The organism is Bifidobacterium callimiconis, assembly GCF_003952005.1.
GTDB classification, from domain to species: Bacteria; Actinomycetota; Actinomycetes; order Actinomycetales; family Bifidobacteriaceae; genus Galliscardovia; species Galliscardovia callimiconis.
Genome location: NZ_QXGJ01000002.1, coordinates 55783 through 77958, shown reverse-complemented (window position 1 = coordinate 77958; position 22176 = coordinate 55783). Strand labels below are relative to the sequence as shown.

The 22176-nt window shown below is 61.5% G+C and carries 19 protein-coding genes; 8 read left to right on the top strand and 11 right to left on the bottom strand.

All coding sequences use genetic code 11. The annotated features are described in order from the left end of the window. The first annotated feature begins 82 nt into the window (after window positions 1-82). The gene (locus D2E23_RS02490) at window positions 83-925 is read left to right on the top strand and encodes a sugar phosphate isomerase/epimerase family protein (protein WP_126029429.1); all 843 of its coding nucleotides are present in this window, start codon (window positions 83-85) and stop codon (window positions 923-925) included. Window positions 926-1152: 227 nt separating this feature from the next. Then, window positions 1153-1986, top strand: a complete 834-nt coding sequence (locus tag D2E23_RS02485; RefSeq protein WP_126029428.1) for a PDDEXK family nuclease — start codon at window positions 1153-1155, stop codon at window positions 1984-1986. Between the two features lie 156 nt (window positions 1987-2142). Here the strand turns inward: D2E23_RS02485 and D2E23_RS02480 are convergent, their stop codons facing one another. The 10 genes from D2E23_RS02480 to bglB form a co-directional block, all read right to left on the bottom strand. Further along, on the bottom strand, window positions 2143-2826 hold the full coding sequence (locus tag D2E23_RS02480) for an SGNH/GDSL hydrolase family protein (RefSeq protein WP_240541561.1): 684 nt from the start codon (window positions 2824-2826) through the stop codon (window positions 2143-2145). Between the two features lie 54 nt (window positions 2827-2880). Then, window positions 2881-4071, bottom strand: coding sequence for an alpha/beta hydrolase family protein (locus D2E23_RS02475; RefSeq protein ID WP_206431979.1), 1191 nt, complete (start codon window positions 4069-4071; stop codon window positions 2881-2883). After that, complete coding sequence (locus tag D2E23_RS02470) at window positions 4062-5126, bottom strand: pectinesterase family protein (RefSeq protein ID WP_206431978.1); 1065 nt, start codon at window positions 5124-5126, stop codon at window positions 4062-4064. Before D2E23_RS02470 ends, D2E23_RS02475 begins: the two co-directional genes overlap by 10 nt. Continuing rightward, the gene (locus tag D2E23_RS02465; protein WP_126029427.1) at window positions 5123-6760 is read right to left on the bottom strand and encodes an SGNH/GDSL hydrolase family protein; all 1638 of its coding nucleotides are present in this window, start codon (window positions 6758-6760) and stop codon (window positions 5123-5125) included. The genes D2E23_RS02470 and D2E23_RS02465 overlap by 4 nt, the downstream gene beginning before the upstream one ends. Continuing rightward, the gene (locus D2E23_RS02460) at window positions 6757-7710 is read right to left on the bottom strand and encodes an alpha/beta hydrolase (RefSeq protein ID WP_126029426.1); all 954 of its coding nucleotides are present in this window, start codon (window positions 7708-7710) and stop codon (window positions 6757-6759) included. Before D2E23_RS02460 ends, D2E23_RS02465 begins: the two co-directional genes overlap by 4 nt. Before the next feature lie 271 nt (window positions 7711-7981). Then, window positions 7982-9538, bottom strand: coding sequence for an MFS transporter (locus D2E23_RS02455; protein ID WP_126029425.1), 1557 nt, complete (start codon window positions 9536-9538; stop codon window positions 7982-7984). Between the two features lie 246 nt (window positions 9539-9784). Continuing rightward, a complete protein-coding gene (locus D2E23_RS02450; protein WP_126029424.1) occupies window positions 9785-11434 on the bottom strand; it encodes a glycoside hydrolase family 28 protein in 1650 nt (549 codons plus the stop codon). A gap of 498 nt (window positions 11435-11932) precedes the next feature. Beyond that, the gene (locus D2E23_RS02445) at window positions 11933-12571 is read right to left on the bottom strand and encodes an RpiB/LacA/LacB family sugar-phosphate isomerase (protein WP_126029423.1); all 639 of its coding nucleotides are present in this window, start codon (window positions 12569-12571) and stop codon (window positions 11933-11935) included. Between the two features lie 280 nt (window positions 12572-12851). After that, window positions 12852-13661 carry a gluconate 5-dehydrogenase gene (locus tag D2E23_RS02440; RefSeq protein WP_126029422.1) on the bottom strand — a complete coding sequence of 270 codons (810 nt, stop codon included), beginning with the start codon at window positions 13659-13661 and terminating at the stop codon, window positions 12852-12854. Between the two features lie 196 nt (window positions 13662-13857). Beyond that, window positions 13858-14964, bottom strand: coding sequence for a beta-galactosidase BglB (bglB, locus tag D2E23_RS02435; RefSeq protein ID WP_126029421.1), 1107 nt, complete (start codon window positions 14962-14964; stop codon window positions 13858-13860). A 375-nt stretch (window positions 14965-15339) separates the two neighbouring features. Between bglB and D2E23_RS02430 the strand changes: the two genes are divergently transcribed. From D2E23_RS02430 to D2E23_RS02410, 6 genes are all read left to right on the top strand, one after another. Further along, the gene (locus D2E23_RS02430; protein WP_206431977.1) at window positions 15340-16770 is read left to right on the top strand and encodes an MFS transporter; all 1431 of its coding nucleotides are present in this window, start codon (window positions 15340-15342) and stop codon (window positions 16768-16770) included. A 478-nt stretch (window positions 16771-17248) separates the two neighbouring features. Beyond that, window positions 17249-17380, top strand: a complete 132-nt coding sequence (locus D2E23_RS11905; RefSeq protein ID WP_276313577.1) for a hypothetical protein — start codon at window positions 17249-17251, stop codon at window positions 17378-17380. Window positions 17381-17714: 334 nt separating this feature from the next. Next, the gene (locus tag D2E23_RS02425) at window positions 17715-17903 is read left to right on the top strand and encodes a glycosyl hydrolase family 28-related protein (RefSeq protein WP_126029420.1); all 189 of its coding nucleotides are present in this window, start codon (window positions 17715-17717) and stop codon (window positions 17901-17903) included. A gap of 6 nt (window positions 17904-17909) precedes the next feature. Further along, window positions 17910-19058, top strand: coding sequence for a glycosyl hydrolase family 28 protein (locus D2E23_RS02420; protein ID WP_126029419.1), 1149 nt, complete (start codon window positions 17910-17912; stop codon window positions 19056-19058). A 342-nt stretch (window positions 19059-19400) separates the two neighbouring features. After that, entirely contained in the window at window positions 19401-20123 is a 723-nt protein-coding gene (locus tag D2E23_RS02415) for a hypothetical protein (RefSeq protein WP_126029418.1), read from the top strand. After that, window positions 20120-20791, top strand: coding sequence for an SGNH/GDSL hydrolase family protein (locus D2E23_RS02410; RefSeq protein ID WP_126029417.1), 672 nt, complete (start codon window positions 20120-20122; stop codon window positions 20789-20791). The genes D2E23_RS02415 and D2E23_RS02410 overlap by 4 nt, the downstream gene beginning before the upstream one ends. A gap of 65 nt (window positions 20792-20856) precedes the next feature. On the opposite strand, the gene D2E23_RS02405 is transcribed toward D2E23_RS02410, so the two are convergent. Beyond that, window positions 20857-21891, bottom strand: coding sequence for a LacI family DNA-binding transcriptional regulator (locus tag D2E23_RS02405; RefSeq protein ID WP_126029416.1), 1035 nt, complete (start codon window positions 21889-21891; stop codon window positions 20857-20859). Window positions 21892-22176 lie beyond the last annotated feature (285 nt).

The following is a 22176-nucleotide window of genomic DNA, read 5'->3' as shown; positions in this document are numbered from 1 at the left end:
GATGGGCCGGCCTACGATCGGAGCATCGGGGCAGACGTTCTGCATGATGTCGGCCGGCACAATCAAGAACATGGAGGTTCCAATGATCAATTTCGGCGCGCGCGGGCATGACGTGACCGATGCCGATACCGTGGAGAAACTTGCCGTTGGGCTCGAACGCTACGGCGTGCACAACGTGCAGCTCGCCCTGCCCAGGCAGTTCCCCGATCTTGCCGATGCGTCCAAGATCAATCCGGGCATGGGACTGCGCTTCCGCCGCGTATTGGGCGATCACGGCGTGGACATCGCCGTGCTGGGCTGCTACATCAACATGACCCATCCGGATTTGGATGTCCGTGAGACGCTGCTGCGCAAATTCGAAGCATACCTCGCCAACGCCCGGTTCTTCGGCGCGCCCGTGGTCGCCAGCGAGACCGGCTCCGTGGACCCCGATCCCGGGCGCTTCACCGAGGAGAACTTCACCGAGGAGATGTACCAGGAGGCTTTAAGGGTGATCCGTCGGCTGGTGCGCGTGGGCGAACGATTCGGCACGATCGTGGGCGTGGAGCCCGGCGCCAACCATCCGATCCACGACCTCGCATCCACCGAACGCCTGTTGGCCGACGTAGACTCGCCGTATCTGGGCATCGTGTTCGACCCCACCGCCTACACCACGCCGAACGGTCGCACCGTGGAGGGACTGGACCAGGTGGACCTCACCAGGCAGGCTCTCGAACGCTTCGGCGATCGCATCGTGGCCGTGCACATCGACGACTTCACCGTCGACGAGGCCGGCATCCACCGCTGCAATGTGGACGAGGGCGGCATGGATGTGCAGGGTATTCTGGAGCTCATCGCCCAGGCCCGCCCCTGGATCCCCGTGATCCTCGAGGAAACCAAGGATGAAGCCATCGCCCGCACCGTGGCCCGCTACGGGAACCTATAAGCGAGAGCCAGTTCACGATTTTCGGGGCACTACAAATCGTGAACTGACTATTGGGGCTTGTCACATGTCCTAGGGCTTTACTTTCAACGGGGAATGGCCTATCTAATCTCTGGATCTAGTTCACGATTTCCAAGGTCCCGCAAATCGTGAACTGTGTAGGGGACCACATTCGACCACATTGCCCAGTGGACTGGCTTTTGCTGAATTTGTCGGAATATGGTGCCGATATGGCATCATTCATGGCTGAAGAAGCGTATCGACGTAGTAGGGAACAGGCTTTGTTGTGTGAGCAGGCAGCGGCCGCAATGGATATAGTCCCGACATTTTCTCACATAACCGCTTTGCGGTATCAGGGGATAGAGGTTCCGGAGAGTTGTACCCTGCGAACGGACAGGCTACACATATCGTTTGATAGCCGAGGCGCCAGGCGCAGATTCAAAGGAGTAAGCGAACACTATTGGAGCGGAAGCTTTGAAGTGACGATAGATGGAGGCGGGGGATTCTACGTCACCAATCCCGCTATGACGTGGTCTCAGTTATCCGCCTATGTCAGTGTGGAGAGCCTTGCCGTCATCGCGGGGTCTTTAGCTTGTCGGGATCCGAAGAGGAAGCTGACCACATTAGACGATCTGGAACGCTACGTAGAGGAAAATCGAGGTTTTGCCGGTCGGCGCCGGTGTCTTGACATCATGCCGTATCTCATGGAGAACTCTGATTCGCCTCCGGAGTCGGTGCTTGTCGTCTTGGTGATGAGGGGCGGGCTGGGGCGTCCGGAGGCGAATTTCAGAATCGATCTGCCATCCGGAGGCTTTCGCTTTGCGGATATCGCATATCCGGAGTTGAAGCTTGCGATCGAGTATCAAGGGGCATACCATGCGTCGCCAGCGCAAATGAGGGAGGATGCTCGGCGTTGGAACCAGCTACGTGTTCTCGGATGGGAGATTGTGTTCGTGACCGCTGATGATCTACGCACGGATGCTTCCCGCCGGGCCATTGTGAAGGTGATCAGGACCATGATGGAGAGGCAATTGGCGTTTCGGAGGCTTGCCGGTGTGCTTTGAGTGGAAGTCTGGTTCACAATTTTAAGGGGGGCGTAAATCGTGAACCAGACTTCCTGGAGTTGTATTTGTGGCATCCCTTATTTCACAGTGATCTGCATAAGGATGAGAGCGATCGTCTAGTTCACGATTTGTAGGTCCCCAAAAATCGTGAACTGGCTAGAAGGCCGTGAGGGCCAGAAGCTGGGCGGCGATGCGGCGGGCGAGCCTCTCATAGCCGGCAGGGGAGTAGTGCAGGCCGTCGGGCATGTAATAGGGCTTGTGCTCGGGCAGCAGGGGACTGATGCCGCTGCCGTTGAACAGGTCGATCACGGGGATGCCGTACCTATTGCACTCGGCGCGCAAGGCCTCGACATAGTCGGCTTCAACCAGGCCCAAACCATTCAGCGTATCAAAGGCCGGCAGATCCTTGGCCGGCACGCCACCGGTCTTGCATGGGGTCATGACCACGATCTCGCCATGGGGGTACATGCGCACCAGGCCTTGCAGCAGCGTGTTCACAGCACCGTGGAAGGTATGCACATCGGTGTCGTCGAAGGCGCCCAATGGAACCTCGCGGTTGAAGTCGTTCACGCCGCCGAGCACCAGCACGATGTCGGCATTCCGGTCCATCTGCTCATAGCGTTCGATGAAGCTGTCGTCACGGTCGGCCTTGACGCCGATGCGCGACCCCTTGATGCCGTAGTTGCGCACGGTGCCCGCGCCGAGCAGCCGCTGCAGGTGCGCCGGCCATGAGATCGCGGGACCGCCGTCGCCGGTGCCCACGTCACCCCAGGTGGTGGAATCCCCCAGACAGTTGATGGTGGTATGCGCCCAATCGCGCATGATCGGTGCTTCCGACATGATTTGGCCTCCTTGCCCCTTCTTCGCTGGCCTGTAATGGCTGACCCACGGACATCATAGGCCCTGATCCGACGCGGCGATGGCATCCCATACGCCGGTCTCGTCGAAGTGATGCTCGCCGGGCGCGTGCAGGTGTGTCAGATGATTCTCCGCTCCCAGCATCCGGTACGCCGACCGGATGATCGCCACCTGCTCGTCGGCGTTGACCACGCCCCGTGGCCCATTGAGATGATCTCCGATACAGGACTGCACGACCAATGGCCGCGGTGCGATCAACGACCCGACATCGCCCATATCCACAAGATTCCAAAGGCCCGGCACATAGTTGCAACTGCAGTTGCCGTTCATCGTCAGCAGGGAGTCGCGCACGCCGTACATGTATCCGCTGATGAACGCCCGCCGGATGCGATCGTCCAACGCGGCCAGCCACAGAGTCTGCATACCGCCCCCGGAGAAGCCGAAACAGCCGAGTGCTCCCATGTTCCACTCGTCGCGCTCCCGGACATACTCCACCAGTCGCATCAGATCCCAGACAAGCATGCCCGCCACCGTCAGACCCAACGGTTCGGCCATGTGCGCCAGCTGCGCGCAGGTGCCCCTCAGGAAGGACCGTTCGTCATCCTTCTGCAATCGGGCATCGCGACGCTCGCCGAACCCGCGCGCGTCCGGGCAGAGCGTCACATATCCGCGGCAGGCCAGCTGCAGCCCGTAGTCATAGTGGAACCGGCGTATGGCGTCGTCGACCGCCGGGACGCCGCGAACGCCGGCAACACTGTACTTGCCGCCGCCCTGATGTCCGTGCGGGCACAGCCAACACAGCGGCCTGCCGTCGGCGCCCAATCGGGGATGCTCGGGAATCAGCACATAGCATGGCATCCACACATCAGGCTCCACCTGAATCAGAATCCGCTCGCGGACAATGCCGCGCGGGTCATCAGCGTCGTCCGCCTCAACCCGCACGCGTTCCGTCACCCGCGGATTCAGCGGGCACTGTCCGGCGGATTCCATGAGATCAAGCCCCAGCAACGTCCGCAATTGTTCGCGCAGACGTGCCTGCCAAGCCTGCCAGTCCCGTGCGTCTCCACCGGGGAATGCTTCCCGGCGGGCCTGCCGATCATACCGGCGAAGCATTCCGGGAAGCGTGTCGTAATACCGGTCGATGTGCAATGTTCGCCCATTGCCCGCAAGCGCAACGTTGGCGCTGGTGTCATCCGCGCTCGTGACGCCGCCGTCATTCAGGACCATGATGATTCGCCGCCATCCTCATCCGGATTCTCCTCCGCAGTATCCAGCACATGCCGCGGGGCGTACCATGCCGGTCCGGCCGGATCGTCCGGCAACGTCCAGTCTGGCCAGCATTCGGGAGCAAAACCCGGTCCGAACAAGCCCACGCCCGAGAACCGCGAACCGTCGCGCGCCTGCGGCTTGCCCCAGTCCCACCAGCCCTCGGATCGAATATGTTCACCCAATTCACAATCTACCAGCGCCACGCGCGCAAAATCACGCCACGGCCGCCCCAGATACACCGAGCCGGGCGCACAGCTATCCGACGTGAACCGACAGTCACGGAACACGTAGCCATATGGCCGTCCCTCAGGCGTCGACGCGGCCGTGACATAGCCGTTCACCTCTTCGCCGCGATCCAGCGACCGAATCTCACAATCCTCGAACAGCGCGGTGGCCCCACCGAAGATGAAATCCACATCGCCGGCGATCAGACAACGCCGATACCATTGCCGCCCGACCTTACGCGGCGCAAACTGCTTGGGGCCGATGAACCCGCCAGGCTGCAACTCCTTCGGCGGCAGCGGACCGGTGAACAGCGTGTCCTGATGCCCCAGCAGTCGACAATCCTCCACCAGAAGCCCGTCCCCGTCCGCGTACAGGGCGATCGCTTGACCGACTTCACGTCCATCGCCGGCATCGTTGACGATGCTCAGTCCGCGCAGCGTCACATGATCGGCGTCCACCAGCATCGTATACGTGCGGAACGTGCCCAACGGCGTGCCATCATCCGCCGGCATGCGCGCACCCAACCCGAGCGCGATCACCGTGCTCGCCGCATCCACGCCCTCGAGCGTGACATACGGCAGGGTGACCGTCACCCGCTCGCGATAGGTGCCGGGATGTATGAAAATCGTGATCGGCAGATGGGCGTCGCGCCGCTGAAGGCGTGTTTCCGCCGCCAATGTCAGCGCATCGCCAACGGTCCGGCAATCACCCTGCCCATCCTGCGAGACGGTGATCGTGGTTGTCCTCATGGGATGGGCCGCCTGCCCGAACATAGTCGAGACCATCATTGCCCCTTCTGCGTCGTCGTGTTCCTCGGCTCGTCCGCCGACCGTCCGCGTGCCACGATCCGTAGTCGAACATCCCCGAACGTCACCGTGGCGTTTCGCGTCACGAAGAACCCCACATACACATGTTCGGGGTCCACCGTCGTCAGCCGATAATCGAATCCCTGCGTCGCCGCCGGATTGTCTCCGAACCGGAGCGTATAGCCGTCCTCCGTACCGTGGATCTCCAGTCGCACGCGCTCGCCGACGGTGCCGTATCGCCGCGTCGCCGCCGGTCCGGAGATCAGCGTGCCGCCGCGCCGACCGAATCCGGTGACTGGCCTGAACCGGTATCCCGTGGCCACATAGTCGCCCATCATGGCCGGGGTGTCGCAGTCGATGAGCATGTCGTCACGCACCATCAGCCCATAGGAGACCTGCTCGTTGGCGGCGTCGATGGCCTCGAGCGTGGCGGTGGCGGTCAATGTGAATTCGGCGTCGGACGGCAGCTGGGTGAAATACATGAGGAAGCCGTCGTCGTTGCCGGCGATCTTGCCGCGATTGCCGGCAACCTTCAATGTCAGTTCGGGGGAGTCCTCCGTGCCGCAGGCCGTGGCGTCGAAGTCCGTGCTTGTCTCCGGATCCACGCCGAGGTTGCCGAACGCCGACCCCTGCCAGATCCGGCCATCGGCGTCGCGGAACAGCGGCCATCGCGTACTGGACGTCTGCGGTGGCGTGTATTCGGGGATGACGTATGTGGGGTTGATCGACTCGGGGAAGTCGTGTTCGTAGGTGGGACGTTCGACGTCCTGCCGAACGAGTCCGGCCATCGCCGAGTGCTGTTCCACCGCCAGTCGCGCCACGAGCCACGCGTGCATGCTGGCGCCGAACAGGTTGGTGTGCGTGGGGTCGAGTCCGATGGGCCGCATGCCGTCCAGCTCGCCGGAATGCGTGCCGGCCGTGTCGGGCGTGCCCGTTGCCGCCGGGCGTGCACTGCCAAACGCGTGCAGCCATTGGGCGTCCGCCCCCATGCCGATGTTGAGGTCGATGGTCGCCCGGGTCATGTCGAGCAGATCGACGGGGATGTTATCCTCGTTCAGCGCCGCGGCGAGGTCACGGACGGCCTGCGCGTAGTCGCCGTCATCGGTGATATGGCCACAGGTGCCGAGATATCCGTTCGCCGTGTTGTCGTTCGCGTTGAGTCGGGCGATCGGCGTGCACAGCACCGGGCGGACGCCGCGCTCCAATGCGGGGAGGATGTAGTGTTCGGTCAGACTCCATGCGAACGATCCCGGCGTGTGTCGATCGCCGTTCGGATCGGTGTGTCGTTCGGGGTCGGCTTTTTCGTCGTTGTGTCCGAACGCGATGAGCAGGAATTGGGGATGGCCGGGGCGTGTTCCCAACGCAGGGATTGACGCGGCCGGGTCGCCGTTGAGCAGCGTATGGTAGGCGTCCAACGCGGTGAAGCTCGTGCTCGACGAACCGGACCGGGCGAGGTTGATCACCTCCGCGTCGAAATAGCGGCTGAGCGCCTCCCCGTAGCCGACACGGGGAATGTAGAAGACGTCGTTGAAGGCGGAGACGGTGGAGTCGCCGACCGCCCAGATCGTCGCCCTGGACGTTGTCGTGCTGTGTGATGTCGTATCGGTGCTGTTCATAGTGCTCGTATCCAGTTGGCGGCGAGTTCCGGCCAGTACTGCACCTGCGGTTCCACGTAGTCGTGGTCGGGCTTGGCCGTTTCCTCGGTGCCGAGTGCGATGCCGTGATCGCCTTTCGGGAAGATGTGCATCTCCATGGGAATGCCGTTGCGATGCAATGCGGCGGCGAACAGCAGGCTGTTCTCCATGGGGACGGTTCTGTCGGTGGCGGTGTGCCACAGGAACGTCGGGGGAGTGGCGAGGCTGACGCGGTTCTCCAACGACAGTTCGGGTTCGAGTGCGGCGTTGCCGCCAGTGAGATGGGTGAACGACCCGCGATGGGCGAACCGTCCGGACGAGATGACCGGATAGGACAGGATCTGCGCATCGGGGCGGATGTCGTCGGCGATGAACGCAGGTGTTCGTTCGTCGGATTCTTCGTCGACGGACCGTGCACCGTCCGGTGACGGCAGGCGGTTTTCCGATTCGTTCAATCGTTGAACGATCCACGGTTCGTTCCACATCGTGCCCAGACATCCGGCCAGATGGGCGCCTGCGGAGAAGCCGCACAGCACGATGCGATGGGCGTCGATGCCATGGCGTGCGGCATTGGCTCGACACCAGGCGACGGTTGCGGCCAGTTCCAGCAGTGGCTGCGGCCAGACTGCGGGCGCCACGCTGTAGCGCAGCACGCACGCGTGGAATCCCTCACGGTTCATGCGCCGGGCGATGGGTTCGGCCTCACGCGTGGACAGATGATCGTAGCCGCCGCCGGGCGTGATGACGACCAGCGGACGGGCGGCGGGGGATATGGCGCCCGCGTCAATGGCCGTGGCGTCGCCGGCTGTGCCATTGGCAACGGGCAGGAAATATGTGGTCAGCGTCGCGCCGGCGTCGAGTACCGGGTGGGTGAGCATGTTCGTTGCATGTGGGTGACTGACATGTTCGATATGCTGCTGATTCAGATTCATATGATGCCTCCAACGACGATGGTACGGCTCGGTCCGTGTGAGGCCGATGATAGTGGACCGGAGTTTCCGACGCTTGGCGTAGCGACGATTCTGCAACGATTGCAATCCCAGGCAAGTCGTCGTCCCACTGGCTCCCCTCGGGGAGGGGAGCTGTCGCCGCAGGCGACTGAGGGGAGTTGGGTGGTGAGAGGTGTCCGGGCTGGAACTCCCCTCAGTCCGCTGACGCGGACAGCTCCCCTCAAAGAGGGGAGCCACCAGGTATGGGCCGGCATCAGGCGGCGGGCTTGATCTCCTCCTCCTGGTAGCCGATGGTGTTGTGTGCGAAGCACCGCTCGTACGGCAGGCCGGAGAGCTCCTCGCACACCTTCTTGACCTCGGGGTCCACGTCCGCCATCAGACCGCCGGCCTTCACGCGCTCCACCTCGCCGGTGACGATGTCGCAGGTGTCCTTGTCGATCTTGAGGTTGCGGGCGAGGAACGCGGACAGCACGAACATGCAGCAGCAGCCGATGAGCAGGGTCAGCGACACGGTGATCGGCACGCTGATCGGCTGCTCCACGGTCTGGCCGTCCTTGGTGCTGATGAAGCCGGAGGCCAGCAGCAGGAAGCCGAACACGGTGGTGATCAGGCCCTGGATCAGCTGGTTCACCAGACGCTGGGCGGAGGAGTAGATGCCCTCGCGGCGACGCAGGGTGATGAGCTCGTCGATGTCGGGCACGTAGTTCAGCGGCACGTCGGGCAGGTACTGGAAGCCGGCGTAGAAGAACTTCCACACGCCGAACACGATCGGGTAGGCGACCATCACCGTGGCCACGGGGATCATGTCGGTGAACTGGCCGACGCCAAGGCCGATGAACACGGCCATGCAGGTGGCGGCGCCGAGCACGGCGGCGTACCACGGCTGGTGGAAGCCCTTCTTCGCCAGCCAGGCGATCCACACGGCGATGCACACGATGGCCACCACCTTGCCCGGGGTTTCGGAAGCCGAGGCGAAGGACTTCGGAATACCCAGCGTGAACACGATGAAGTAGCTGTAGCAGGCGCTCCACACGTTGGCGGCGAACTTGGCACTCATCTGCACATACAGAATGCGGCGGAACGAACGGTTGCGGAACGTGGAGAAGATGTCGATGAACAGCTTCTTGATGGCCTCGCCCACGTTGGCGATCTTCTCCTGCGCCACCTCTTCGGGCGTGCGCTCCCACGTGCTTAGGTAGACGCCGAGCAGGGCGATGACCATGATGGACGCGTTGATGCAGGCGATGATGAAGTAGGAGTGCGGGTTGTTCTCGCCGAAGATACCGAAGCCGAACGCCACAAGGAAGGCCATGAGGAAGCCGGTGACGTTGCCGAACAGGTGCTTGGTGCCGGTCAGGTAGCTGCGTTCCTCGAAGTTGTCGGTCATCTCGATGGTCAGCGGGCCAAGCGAGGTGGACGCGAAGGAGTAGCCGATGTTGTACACGATGTAGCACAGCAGGTAGTAGCCGAAGCCGAACGGCGTGACCAGGAAGATCAGCGGCTCGGCGACCATCATCGGAATGGCGGCCAGAATCCAGAAGCGGCGGCGTCCGAACCGGCGTCCGATCCTCGTGTTGTAGAAGTTGTCGGAAATGAAGCCCATCAGCGGCGCCAGCACGGCGTCGAGATAGATCGCGGCCGACGCGATGATGGCGGCCTCGCCTGCGGACAGGCCGGCCTCGGTGGAGATGAACAGCACCATATATGTGTGGGTGAAGGTCAGGGCGCCGGAGCTGAGCATGCCTCCCATGCCGAATCCGATGCGTGTCCACAGCGTGATCTTCCGCTTCTTGCCGATTTTGCTGAACATATCGTTGTTCCTCTATGAATGTGTTCCGAGCGATGTGCTCTGATATTGGGTAATCGATTGATCGATGTGTGTGCCGGCGTAATGTCTGCCGCAATGCGGGCCGAACGCCGAGGGGCGATCGTTCATGATCGCATGGCACCGGATTCGTCTTTGGGCCCGGTGCCGCGTGCCGGACGGTGTGCGGCCGTCCAGTCACGCGATGCTATGGCTGGTATGATGTGATGCTTTTCGTGCCCTCCCTTTGTCCTACCGCTCCACGCGGTCCACGTTGGTCAGTTGAAGCTCGTCGCCGTCCTGCCCGTCGATCGTCACATCGTCGAGCACCAGACGCTCCACGTTCTGCGCGATGATGCCCTGACGGGCCATCGGCTCCACGCCGCACGCCATCGCGGGCTTGGTCGGCTTGGCGTCGTCGGCATACGAGACGTGCACGTTGTGGAACTCCGCGCGCCCCACCTTGCTTTCCGGCAGACCGGTGATGTACGTGGCGGCCGCATGGCAGTTCGTCGCCTGGATGTCGTTGAAGATCAGCGACGCCACCTTCGGCGTGCGCTCGTCCGCCGGCAGCGCCTCACGGTTCTGCACGTAGTCCGTCTTGCCGTCCTTGTCGCAGAAGTAGAACGAGTTGACCACGAACGGCGTGAGCACGCCGTCCATGCGAATATGGTCGAACGTGATCGCCTCGTAGACGCTGTCCCTGCCACGGCCGCGACGCGTCTTGATGCGCAGACCGCGATCGGTACGTTCGAACAGGCAGTTGCGCGCGATCAGACCGCGGATGCCGCCGGCCGCCTCGCTGCCGAGCACCACCGAACCATGGCCGTCGTGCATGTAGCACTGGTCGATCAGCAGATTGCGGCAGGCCGGACGCAGCTCGCGCGGCATGTCGATCTTGCCGCTCTTGACGGCGATGCAGTCGTCGCCCACCGAGAAATGGCAGCCCTTGATCGTCACGTTCGTGCAGGACTCCGGATCCAGGCCGTCGGTGTTGGGAGAGACCTTGGGGCCTTCGATGCTCAGGCACCAGAAGCCGAGATCGCGCGACAACACCGGATGGATGTTCCAGCTGGGGGAGTTGCGCACGGTGATGCCGGCGAAGTCCATGCGCTCGCAGTCGCTCAGATAGATCATGCGCGGGCGGGCGGCGATGCGGATGCGCTTGGGATCATGCCACCAGTTGTCCTCGTCCGCGTTCGCGCCGCCGTCGATCGCGCCGCGGCCGTACACGGTGACGCCGTTCACGGCCATGCCGGAGAGGATGCCGCAGAACATCGGCATGCTCTCGCCCTCCCAGCGACCCATGGGCAGCAGGTTCGTGCCCGCATAGCCGGCGCCTGCCTTGCCCTCGATGTTGCTGGGCAGGTAGGCAAGGTTCTCGCGGTCGTGGCGTGCGCGGAGCGTGGCGCCCTCGGCCAGTTCGAGCGCGATGTCGCTCTTGAGGAACAGGTTCGTGATGCGGTAGTCGCCGGCCGGCACGAGCACGCGGCCCTGCGGCGGGCAGCTCATGATGGCCGCCTGGATGCTGATCGTGTCATCGCGCTCGCCGTCGCCGGCCGCGCCGAAGTCGCGCACGTTGAGTGTGAACGTCTCGTCGTCGGTGACGAGAATGCCGCTGACGGTTTCGGTGGCGTTGGTCTTAGAGTTGCATTCGTTGGAGTTTTTGTTGCCTGATTTGGCGACAATGTTGTCATTGTTTTCGTTACGGTGGCGTTCGTATCGAATGGAGTACGTCGTCAGCGGTTCAAGTCCGTCGATATAGGTCTCCACGGTGTCGGTAGTGCCGTAGAACTCGTCGTTAAGATAGATGTTCCAAGGCTTTTCGGTGTGATAGATACTGTTTTCCGTGATTTCCACGACCGCTGCGCGCGCGCATTTCCAGACGACATTGAGTTGCATTGTCGTGTCCCTTTCCCTGTGTTCAGCATCGTCGCATTGAACTCGTAAAAAGTGTTGCATGGTGATGCATCACCATTGATGGCATCAGAATATTCCTATGTTGCATAAATTAAAATCTTTGTTGCCAATGTTTGCCGAGTGAACAAAAAAGACCACCGCGCACTGCGCCATCTGTCCGATGGCGGTGCGCGGCGGTCCAAAACCGATCTTTGGAGAGTTCAGAAGAAAGAGATGAGTCCTATGGCCGCCTCCTTTGGCGTGCGGAAGATATGAAGTATCGCGGTATGTGAGGTGATTGGGCCGCGCATACGATCACTGGGATCGGGTTGCGGTCACTCGGATCGCCCGAGCCGAGTGACCGCAACCTAGGATCGTTGATATTTCAAGGGCAATAATGAGTGATCACGTGGGCCGCCCGAGCCGAGTGATCACAACCCGATCCCAGTGATCGCATGCTCTAGGAGTGATCGCCCGGCTCGGGGACTGGCCGGGTCTTGCCTAGTCGAGCAGGCCGAGGACGTAGTCCTTGACCTCGCCGTCCTTGGCGTTGGCTTCGAAGAGCTCCTTGAAGTGCTCGCCGGCGAAGGCGCCCTTCACGAGTTCGGGGTCGAGGGCCTTGTAGATCTCGACGAGCGGCTTGTAGGCCGCGGCGCGCACGCCGTCGAGGATCTTCTTGTTGGCCTGCTCCGGGACGACGCGTTCCTTGGGGTAGCCGCTGCCGGGCTCCTCGAGCCACATCTGCTCGAAGATGTACTTGAGCTGGAGCTCCTGGCCCCAGCCGTTCTTCAATGCGAACGGGATGGCCATGGCGTTGCCGTCGTTGATCTGGGCGAAGGTGTAGGCGTCGAGCGGGTCCTCGACGTGGCCGCAGATGACGCCGGGGAAGCTGTTGAGGGCGAGCATGGCGCCCTCGCCGGTGCCGCATCCGGTGACGACGAAGTCGGCGGCGCCGGAGTTGAGGATGGCGGCGGCGAGGATGCCGTTCTGCACGTAGGTGAGCTGGGCGTCGTCGTCGGCGGCGTACATGCCGTAGTTGTCGACCTCGAAGCCCTTCTCGTCGGCGACCTTCTTCAGAGCGCCGTAGATCAGACCGTTCTTGGCGGCCTGCGAGTTCTCATTGATGAGTGCGATACGCATGATGTGTGGTTTCCTTTTTTGTTTAAGTTCGGTGGGTGAACTACCGGCTCTTGGTTCTGAGACCCTCCCTCAGTCCGTCCTGACGGCCGGACAGCTCCCTCCCAAGGAGGGAGCACGATGGGGCTGGGGCTTTCTTCAGCCCAACCCCGAGTCGCCGGAAAGGTTCAATGGTGATTGTTGGATGATGCGTGCGACTTCAAGGCGCGCAGACGAAGGCGTACAAAAGTACGTCGAAGTCTGCAGCAACGCAGAAGGCGCTCCATCATCCAACAATCACGGATCACGGCTGCTTGCCGATGTAGGCGAGGATGCCGCCGTCAACGTAGAGAATATGGCCGTTGACGAAGTTGGAGGCGTCGGAGGCGAGGAAAACGGCCGGTCCCTTGAGGTCGTCGGGGGTGCCCCAGCGGGCGGCCGGGGTCTTGGCGATGATGAACTGGTCGAAGGGGTGGCGGGAGCCGTCGGCCTGACGCTCGCGCAGCGGGGCGGTCTGCGGGGTGGCGATGTAGCCGGGGCCGATGCCGTTGCACTGGATGTTGGCTTCGCCGTACTCGGAGCAGATGTTGCGGGTGAGCATCTTGAGTCCGCCCTTGGCGGCGGCGTACGCGGAGACGGTCTCGCGGCCGAGTTCGCTCATCATGGAGCAGATGTTGATGATCTTGCCGTGGCCCTTGTCGATCATGCCGGGGATGACGGCCTTGGAGACGATGAACGGGCCGTTGAGGTCGATGTCGACGACCTGGCGGAAGTCGGCGGCGCTCATTTCGGTCATCGGGATGCGCTTGATGATGCCGGCGTTGTTGACGAGGATGTCGATGACGCCGTACTTTTCGTTGATGTCCTTGACCATGGCGTTGACGGCGTCTTCGTCGGTGACGTCGCACTTGTAGCCGTGGGCGGTGATGCCGAGGGCGGCGTAGTCCTTTTCGGCCTGTTCGATCTTGGATTCGTCGCGATCGTTGAACACGATTTCGGCGCCGGCCTGGCCGTAGGCGGATGCGATGGCGAAGCCGATGCCGTAGGTGGCGCCGGTCACCAGGGCGAGCTTGCCTTTGAGGGAGAAGCTGTCCATGGAGAATCCTTCTGCCATGTTTCCTTCTTTCTGTAGTGGTGGTTGGTGGTTCTGTTGTTGTTTTTGGATGATGTCTGTTGGTTCGTCGTTGATACTCGCCTTACAGAATAAACAATACTACCGATTGTCAAATATCTTGTTGCCGAGTTTTGTTGCGAAATATTACGCAACAAAACTCGGTGATGCAACTTCGGGCAAGTAGTGCGGAGGCTAGCTAGCAGAACGAGACGAGGTATTCGGTGAAGGCGAGCACGGTGAGCGACTGGCCGTACGGCATTGCCGTTTTATCGATATTACGGTAGTAGTCGAGGCTGTCTTCCAGGCCGGTGCCCACGGAGACGTTCTGCACCTCGCCGTGTTCGTCGATCTGACCGAGCAGCGCCTTGATCGCCTTCTCGGCGACGGCCGCGTACTTCGGGTCGATGTAGCGGCGGTGCACGGCCTTGAGGATGCCGTACGCGATGCCGGCGGTTGCCGAGGATTCCACGTAAGAGTTCGGGTCGTCGAGCAGGGTGTGCCACATGCCGGATTCGTCCTGCAGCTCAGCGAGCGCCTCGACCTGTCGGTTGAGGATGGTGATGAGCCATTCGCGCATCAGATCGCCTTTCTTGAGGCCTGCGATCTCAATGAACTCGGGGATGCCGATGGTGATCCAGCAGTTGCCGCGCGCCCACAGGGCGCCGGCGTAGTTGTCGTGACGGTTGAAGTTCCAGCCGTGGAACCACAGGCCGGTCTTCTTGTCCATCAGGTATTCGGCGTGGATGAGGAACTGGTACTTGGCCTCCTCCACGTAGTCGGGGTGGTCGAGCAGGAGGCCGATCTTGGCGAGCGGCATCACTGTCATCATCAGGGTGTCGTCCCACAGCTGCTCGTAGTGGGGGTCCTCGTAGGTGATGTGCGCCATGCCGCGGCCGGTGGTGCGGGGCATGTCCTCCATGGCCCACTTGGCCCACTGGTCGAGGTAGGGGTAGAAGCGGGTGTCGCCGGTGTCCTCGTAGAGGCATCCCATGGCGAGCAGCGGGGCCATGGTGTTCACGTTCTTGGAGGGGGATCCCTCAGCCAGGGCGTTGTCGAACCAGTCGGTGACGACCTTGAGGGCCTTGGGGTTGCCGGTGAGCTTGTAGTTCTTGTAGATGCCGTAGAGGCCAACGCCCTGCGGCCAGTTCCAGACCTTCCAGCTCTTGTCGTCGACCACCACGTCGCCGAAGTGCAGCAGGAACTTGCCGTCGGTGTCGTTGATGGTGGTGAGGTTGTCGATCATCAGGTCGATCTTGCTCTGGATGAGCTCCCGTGTGGGCTTGTCGGTGGTGGTGTCGGTCATCGTGTGTTCCTCTTTCCGGTATCTACGTTGATGCCTGTCTGTCGTTCCCATCGTATGATGCAAACGCAACATCGATGATCGTAAAAATTGCAGTTTTTGACATTAAACTATCGAAAATTGTAGTCTCCGTGCTTTCTATGCATAGCAATGCAGAGGAGACTGTCTAAAAATGATCGCGATATATCGTTCTCTGACAGGTAGCAAGAATAGTCAGTTTCTTATCATATTTTGATAATTTTTGTTGAGCGTGTGAATTTCGTCACTGTTAGATTGTTGCGTACCGGCTCACGGAAGAACCGAAACTTACAACAAACCATCCGATTGTGCGATGTGCACGGAAGCACATGCGTATACAAGGATGTATCGGGAGGAATCATGTCCGCAAAGGATAAGGTACAGTCATTGCCGCCATTCGGTCTCAAGGACAAGATCGGCTACATGTTCGGCGATGTTGGCAACTGCTTCATTCTTGGCCTCGTTAACGGCTTCGTGCTCAAGTTCTACACGGACGGTCTGGGAGTGCCGGCCGCCATCGTGGGCATCACCATGATGCTGACGAAGATCTTCGACGCGTTCGTCGACGTGTACGTGGGTAACAAGGCCGACGAAAGTGTTGCGAAGCCGGGCGAAGGCCGCTTCCGCCCGTGGATCCGCCGCTTCCGCTATCCGTTCATCATCGTGGCGATCATGCTGTTCCTGCCCGTGGTGGCCGGATGGGCGCTGCCGGCCAAGATCGCGTACATCGCCGTGACCTACGTGCTGTTCAACGTGTTCCTGTCGACCGTGAACATTCCGTACGGCGCACTCGCCTCCGCGCTGAGCGCCAAGTCCGACGAGCGCGCGTCGCTCTCCACGTTCCGTTCCACGGGCTCCGCCATCGCAGGCGCTTTGACCGGTTACACGATCCCGCTGTTCATGTATGAGACGAATGCCGCGGGCGAACAGGTGATCTCCGGCACCCGGTTCTTCATCATCGCCATCGTGTGCGGCATCCTGGCGTGGATCTCCTACGAGATCACCGTCCGCTGCACCACCGAGCGCACCAACGTGCAGGCCGGCCGCAAGCTCGACGCCAAGAAGATGGTCACCTCCATGTTCAAGGATCGCGCCCTGCTTGCCCTGATCGTGACCGACTTCTTCGTGGTGATCAACCAGCAGCTCGCCTCGATCAACCAGACCTACCTGTTCGACACCTACTTCCACAACAAGACCGGCATGGCCATCGCCGTGATGTTCAACTACATCACCGTGCTCGTGCTCGCGCCGTTCGCCACCGGCATCGCCAAGAAGTTCGGCAAGCGCGAATCCGCGGTCGTCACGCTCGTGTTCGCCGTCGTGATCTACGGCATCATGTACTTCGTGCACCTGACCGACTGGCGCGTGTACCTGGTGCTCATGTTCTTCGGCGCGATCGGCGCCGGCTACTTCAACCTCATGGTGTGGGCGTTCATCACCGACGTCATCGACCATCACCAGGCCATCACCAAGATCCGTGAGGACGGCACCATCTACGGCCTCAACTCCTGGGCGCGCAAGATGGGACAGGCGGCATCGAACGGCATCAGCGGCATCCTGCTGGGACTCATCGGCTACCAGTCCAGCACCGCCGGCCACGCGGTCGTGCAGTCCGCCGGCACCGTGCAGGGCGTGTACGCGCTCGCCACACTGCTGCCGGTGGTGTGCCTCGGTATCGCGGCACTGATTCTGGCCTTCTGGTACCCGCTGGGCAAGAAGGAGATCAGGGAGACCGAGCGCATCCTTGCCGAGGATCGCGCCAAGCTCGAGGCCGAGAAGACCGAGGCCTGACGGTTCGGGATTTCCTCCTCCTCTCCCGGTGATCGGCGCGGACGTTCTACGCTCGCGCCGCGGAGGCAAAGCGGCGGCCTGACGACGATTGTCAACGGGTCGCCGCTTCGCATTGATGAGGCCTTTTGTCGGATAGATGTGAGGGTTTGTGCGCATTGGGGCATGGGCTACTTGGGCCGGCACACAGAACTCGAGGATTGCCAAATCCGGGCCTTGAAATTCCGCGGCTTCGTTTTTGCAATCCTCGAGTTCTGTGTGTTTCCCCAAATAGACCTTCTCCAAAAGGTCACATTTTCTACCATTTCTTGCACACAGAAGCGCGGACGCCTGCCGATTATTGCCGACTTAGGCAAATGATGGATACTTTTTACGCAGTTACCACTGAATAGCTCTATATTGTTGAGTGTCATCACGAGATGACGATCAACCATGACATTGGCGGCAACGCCGGTGCCAAGCAAAGAAAGAGGTAATTACGATGTCCTTCAAGAAGAACATGATGCGCGGTCTCGCCATGGCTGGTTTCGCTGACATGGCCTACATGAACGACTCCATGGCCAAGACCATGACCGAGCTCGGCCACCAGATCCTTGCCGATCAGGACAAGTGATCCGCTGATCGCATCAGCAAACAACCAAGGTAATACGGCCAAAGGCGTCCGTACCCCACCTTCCCGCGGTGATAAACCGCAAACGCCTTATCGAGGTCTCGCCACAGTGGCGGGATTTTTTTATGCCTTTTTACCGGTTCATGCCATCTGAGCCATTGCTCCATCCCATTCCCGAGCATGCGTACGAGGAAGAGTCACCTGACCCATGCGCAGGAGACGCCGGTATTGCAAAATTGCAAAAACAGTCGTTCACGCTGCTCGTAGGGTTCTTGGCCGGTTATGATCGCAATCACCGATTGTCAACGACGTCATCACTTCAAAGGAGAACGCCGACATGACCTATCTGATCACCGATTACGGCGCCGTCGCCGACGGCGTGACCAACAACCGCGAATCCATCCAAAGTGCCATCGATGCCGCGCACGAGGCCGGTGGCGGCCGTGTGATCGTTCCGGCCGGACGATTCCTCACCGGTGCGTTGGTGCTCAAAAGCAACGTCACCCTGCATCTGGCGACCGGCTAATGGCTCATCGGCAGCCTGGACCTTGCCGACGGCATCGACTTCGCCGCCGAATTCGACGACGACACCGAGAACGCCGGCTGGACGGGCGGCTGCTTCCTGTTCGCCCGGCATGCGGAAAACATCACCATCGAAGGTCACGGCACCATCTACGGTCAGGGCGACAAGGTGTTCTACGACGACGACGCGGACGGCGGCCTGCACGAATGCCCCAAGAACGTGCGCACCCCCGCGTGGGAGCGCCCGCGCACCACGTTCTTCGAAGATGTGGAGAACCTCACCGTGCGTGACGTCACCTTCCGGGACGCCGCATTCTGGACCCTGCACATGGCCGGCTGCCGGCACGTGATCGTCGATGGCGTGCGCATCCTCAACGACGTGCGTGGCGCCAACAACGACGGCATCGACCCCGACACCTGCCAGGATGTGACGATCACCAACTGCATCGTCAAGGGCGGCGACGACGCGATCGTCGTGAAGAACACCCCGCCCATGGCCGCCAAGTACGGCGCGTGCGAAAACATCGTGATCTCCAACTGCGTGCTGTACTCGCACGATTCCGCGCTGAAGGTGGGCACCGAGACCGCGAACGAGATCCGCCACGTGGTGCTCTCCGACTGCGTGTTCCGAGACTGCTCACGCGGCGTGGGCATCTGGGTGCGCGACGGCGCGACCATCGAGGACATCCACGTGCATCACGTCTCCGGCAACACCCGGCATTACGCCGACTGCCCGCAGCGCGAGTTCGCGCCGCGATGGTGGGGCAAGGGCGAGCCGATCTTCATCTCCGCAACGCCGCGCGTCACCCCGTCATCGCCATTGCCCGGCGTGATCCGCGACGTCACCTTCGACCACATCTTCATGACCTGCGAATCGGGCGTGTTCATCGCCGGCGAGGAGAACGCCGTGATCGAGAACGTCGACATCTCCGACCTGCATCTCACCCAGCGCGTGCAGGGCACGCAGAAGCCGAATCTCTTTGACGAGCAGCCGAGCGTGCACGGGGTCTACGAGCACGACATTCCCGCCGTATACGTGCGGCACGGACGTGACGTCACCGTGTCCGGCGTGGTGCGGCGCGAGGGGGAGTTCCTCGGATTCCCGCTCGTGGAAACCGAATCGAGCGAGCGCGTGAACGTGGAGCTGCGCGAGCGGTGATGGACATGGTGCCCAGATTGCAGCGGAGTGCGGATTTGGGCGTGTGGGGGCTTGCGGTGGTGCTTCCCTCAGTCGCGACATGCGCGACAGCTCCCCTCAGGGAGGGGAGCCAAGGTCCGAATCCTAATGGCTCCCCTCGCTGAGGGGAGCTGGCCGCCGAAGGCGGACTGAGGGGAGTCGTACCTTAGCACCCTTAGCCCCTGAGAATTCTCATCTTTACATCACGGTCCCCAAGACAACGGAGCCGTGATGAATAACAACTTGGCCTGGATGCCTCCGCATGGCAGTGCGGTTTTCCTTTCTTAGGCATCCGGGCCGCCTGACGAATGAAGGAGAAGACATATGGCAAATGTAGAACGAGCCTCATATCGGGCGGTGCTGAAATCCGACGCCGACGGCATCGAATCCCTGGACGAAGCGGTTCGTACCGCTTCCGCACAGGCGAAGCGACTGGTCGACGATGGCGTGCTGCTCACGGTCGGCATGTACCGGCACGGGGAACAGCTGTTCCTCTACGCCGAGCATATCTATGAGGGCGATCGCCCCGATCTTGAGACAATTCGTAGTGCGCCCGACGACTGGGGATGGCTGCACGGCCTGCTCCGCCCGTTCCCCGCCATGCGTGGCCGCGACGTGGAGGACGTCGAATGGGCGTACATGCATCCGGTGTTCTGGTTCGACGAACCGAAAAGTGTGGACTACTACACGCGCCGACCGGCTTCCGACGCCCGGTGCGGTCGCATCGCCGTGCTCTACCCGGACAAGCTTATGGACTACGTGTGCCATCATCAGGCCATCGTGCGCGAGGGCACGTTCGTGGGCGACCGCTACCAGTTCATTTCGATCCACGACAATATGCTGTTCAGCTACTTCGAAACGCCGCGCGACCGTGGCCAGCAGAGCATCAGCGGCGCCGATGGCCCGTCGCGGGAAATCGAGGAGTGGATCGCCGTCGACCCGGCATCGCATTTCGATCATTTCCCCGAGGCGAACGGCTCCGACTTCCTCGTCATCGACACGCTGTTCGATTTCGGACGATCGTCGATCCTGGGAGAGGAATCATGATGACGCGCGATTTCTCGCAGGTCTCCGTCAACTGTCTCGGCGATTCCACCACATGGGGCGACGACGGCACCCGTGGCGGCGGCCCGACGATCTCCTGGCCGGCCCATGTGCAGAGGCTGCTTGGAGCCGGAACGGTGCGCAACTACGGCATCAAGGGGTGCAGCGTCGCCAAACATCCCGACCGTACCGACAGTTTCGTCGAACGCTATGAGTCCATGGACCCCGACGCCGACATCGTCCTCGTGTTCGGCGGCGTCAATGACTTCAACTATGGATTGCCGATCGGTGATATGGGCGATACCGACGTGCGATGCTTCTTCGGCGCGGTCGATACGCTGATTCGCGGACTCGTTCACCGGTATCCGGCCGCCGACATCGTGTTCATGACGTCGGCGAAGACCGGAGGGGTGGATCATGGGCATTTCCCTGCGTTCTTCGACCGCAACGCCGCCGGCCTGCAGCAGGCCGACTATGCCGACGCCATGAAGAGGGTGTGCGCATGGTATGGCATTCCCGTCATCGACATGTTCAACGAATCCGGCATGTCGGCGCTGATGCCGGAGCACCAGCCGGAGTATCTGCCGGATGGTCTGCATTACAGCATCGCCGGGTATGACCGGCTGTCCCGGCGCATCGCCGCGGAGCTGCTGCGGTTCGTGGCGTTCTAAGGCCGCCTCGGTCGGCATCCCCGGCGGTCCGCCGCACGGACTGCCTCTGGGATGCCCCTGGGACGTCACTGCTTCGGGGGAGTGGGGGAAGTCGTGGAGGCGCGCTGGATCAGGACGCCAGGAACCGTGATCATGCCGTGATGGGGATTACCCTGGATGGCGTCGAGCAGCACCATCGCCGCCACTCGGCCGATGCGCTCGCAGCGGTTGTCCACGGTGGTGAGCGGCACTGCGGCGTCGATGATCTGCGGTTCCCAGTTGTCGTGCCCGATCACGGCCACGTCGTCGGGCACGCGCAGGCCATGTCCCATCAGCGTCTCCATGGCGCCGCGGGCGATGCGGTCGTTGAAGCAGTACAGCCCGTCGAACGGCATGCCGTCACGGAGCAGCAGTTCGGCGGCGTGACGTCCCCATGAGACGTCCCAGTTGCCGAATCGTGGCGTGGCGATCGGACGGATTCCATGGGCGGCGAATGCCTGTTCCAGTCCGATCATGCGTTCCGCCGTGGCTCGGGCATGTTCGAGCCCGCCGATCACCGTGATTCGTGTGCGTCCGCAATCGACCAAATGATCGATCGCCAGTCGGGCGCCCTGAGCGAAATCCGCCGTCACCGAGCAGTCGTCGGGATCGCGCGACGGGCCATAGACATACACCACCGGGGTGTCTCCGACCAGGCTGCGGGGGATCGGCGAGCGCAGATCCACGGATTTGTTGACGACGAGCAACCCGTCGACGTTGCGCGACATGAGTTGTTCGATGCGGCTGGTCTCCAGCTTGGCGTCGCCGCGCGAATTGGCCAGCAGAATGGAATGCTTCATCGGACCCAGCGCGTCTTCGGCCCCGATGAGCACCGGCAGCGACGGCCGGCCTTCAAGATCGGTGGTAACCAGTCCGATCATGCCGGAATGCCAGGTCTTGGCACGTCCCTTGTCGCCGGGGGTGTATCCCAGTTGTGTAGCGACCTGATGCACGAGCCTTTTGGTGCTGGCTGCGGTGCCACCATGGTCGGCGAGCGCGCGGCTTACCGTGGACACTGATACGTGCGCCGCGCGGGCGATGTCCTTCATCGTCGGCTTGGCCCGTCGTGAATTATTCGTCATCGTCTTCCTTGTCTGCCGACGTCGGCGATTGGCCGCCGCTTTCGTCGATCATCACGGTCCATCGTAGCCGTGGTGAATGCCCGTCATGGAGGCCTCGGCAATGTCATGACATCGATAAGTCTATCGTTGTTTTACAAATGACAATACCTTTGCTATCTTTAATGTTATCGATAAAATAGCAGAATCAAGAAATAGTAGATATCTGGCAATATTTGATATTTGTTGATCTGCATTTTTGAAGCGACGCTGATAGATTCAGCAGTAAGCGACCTCCGTTGCGCATGC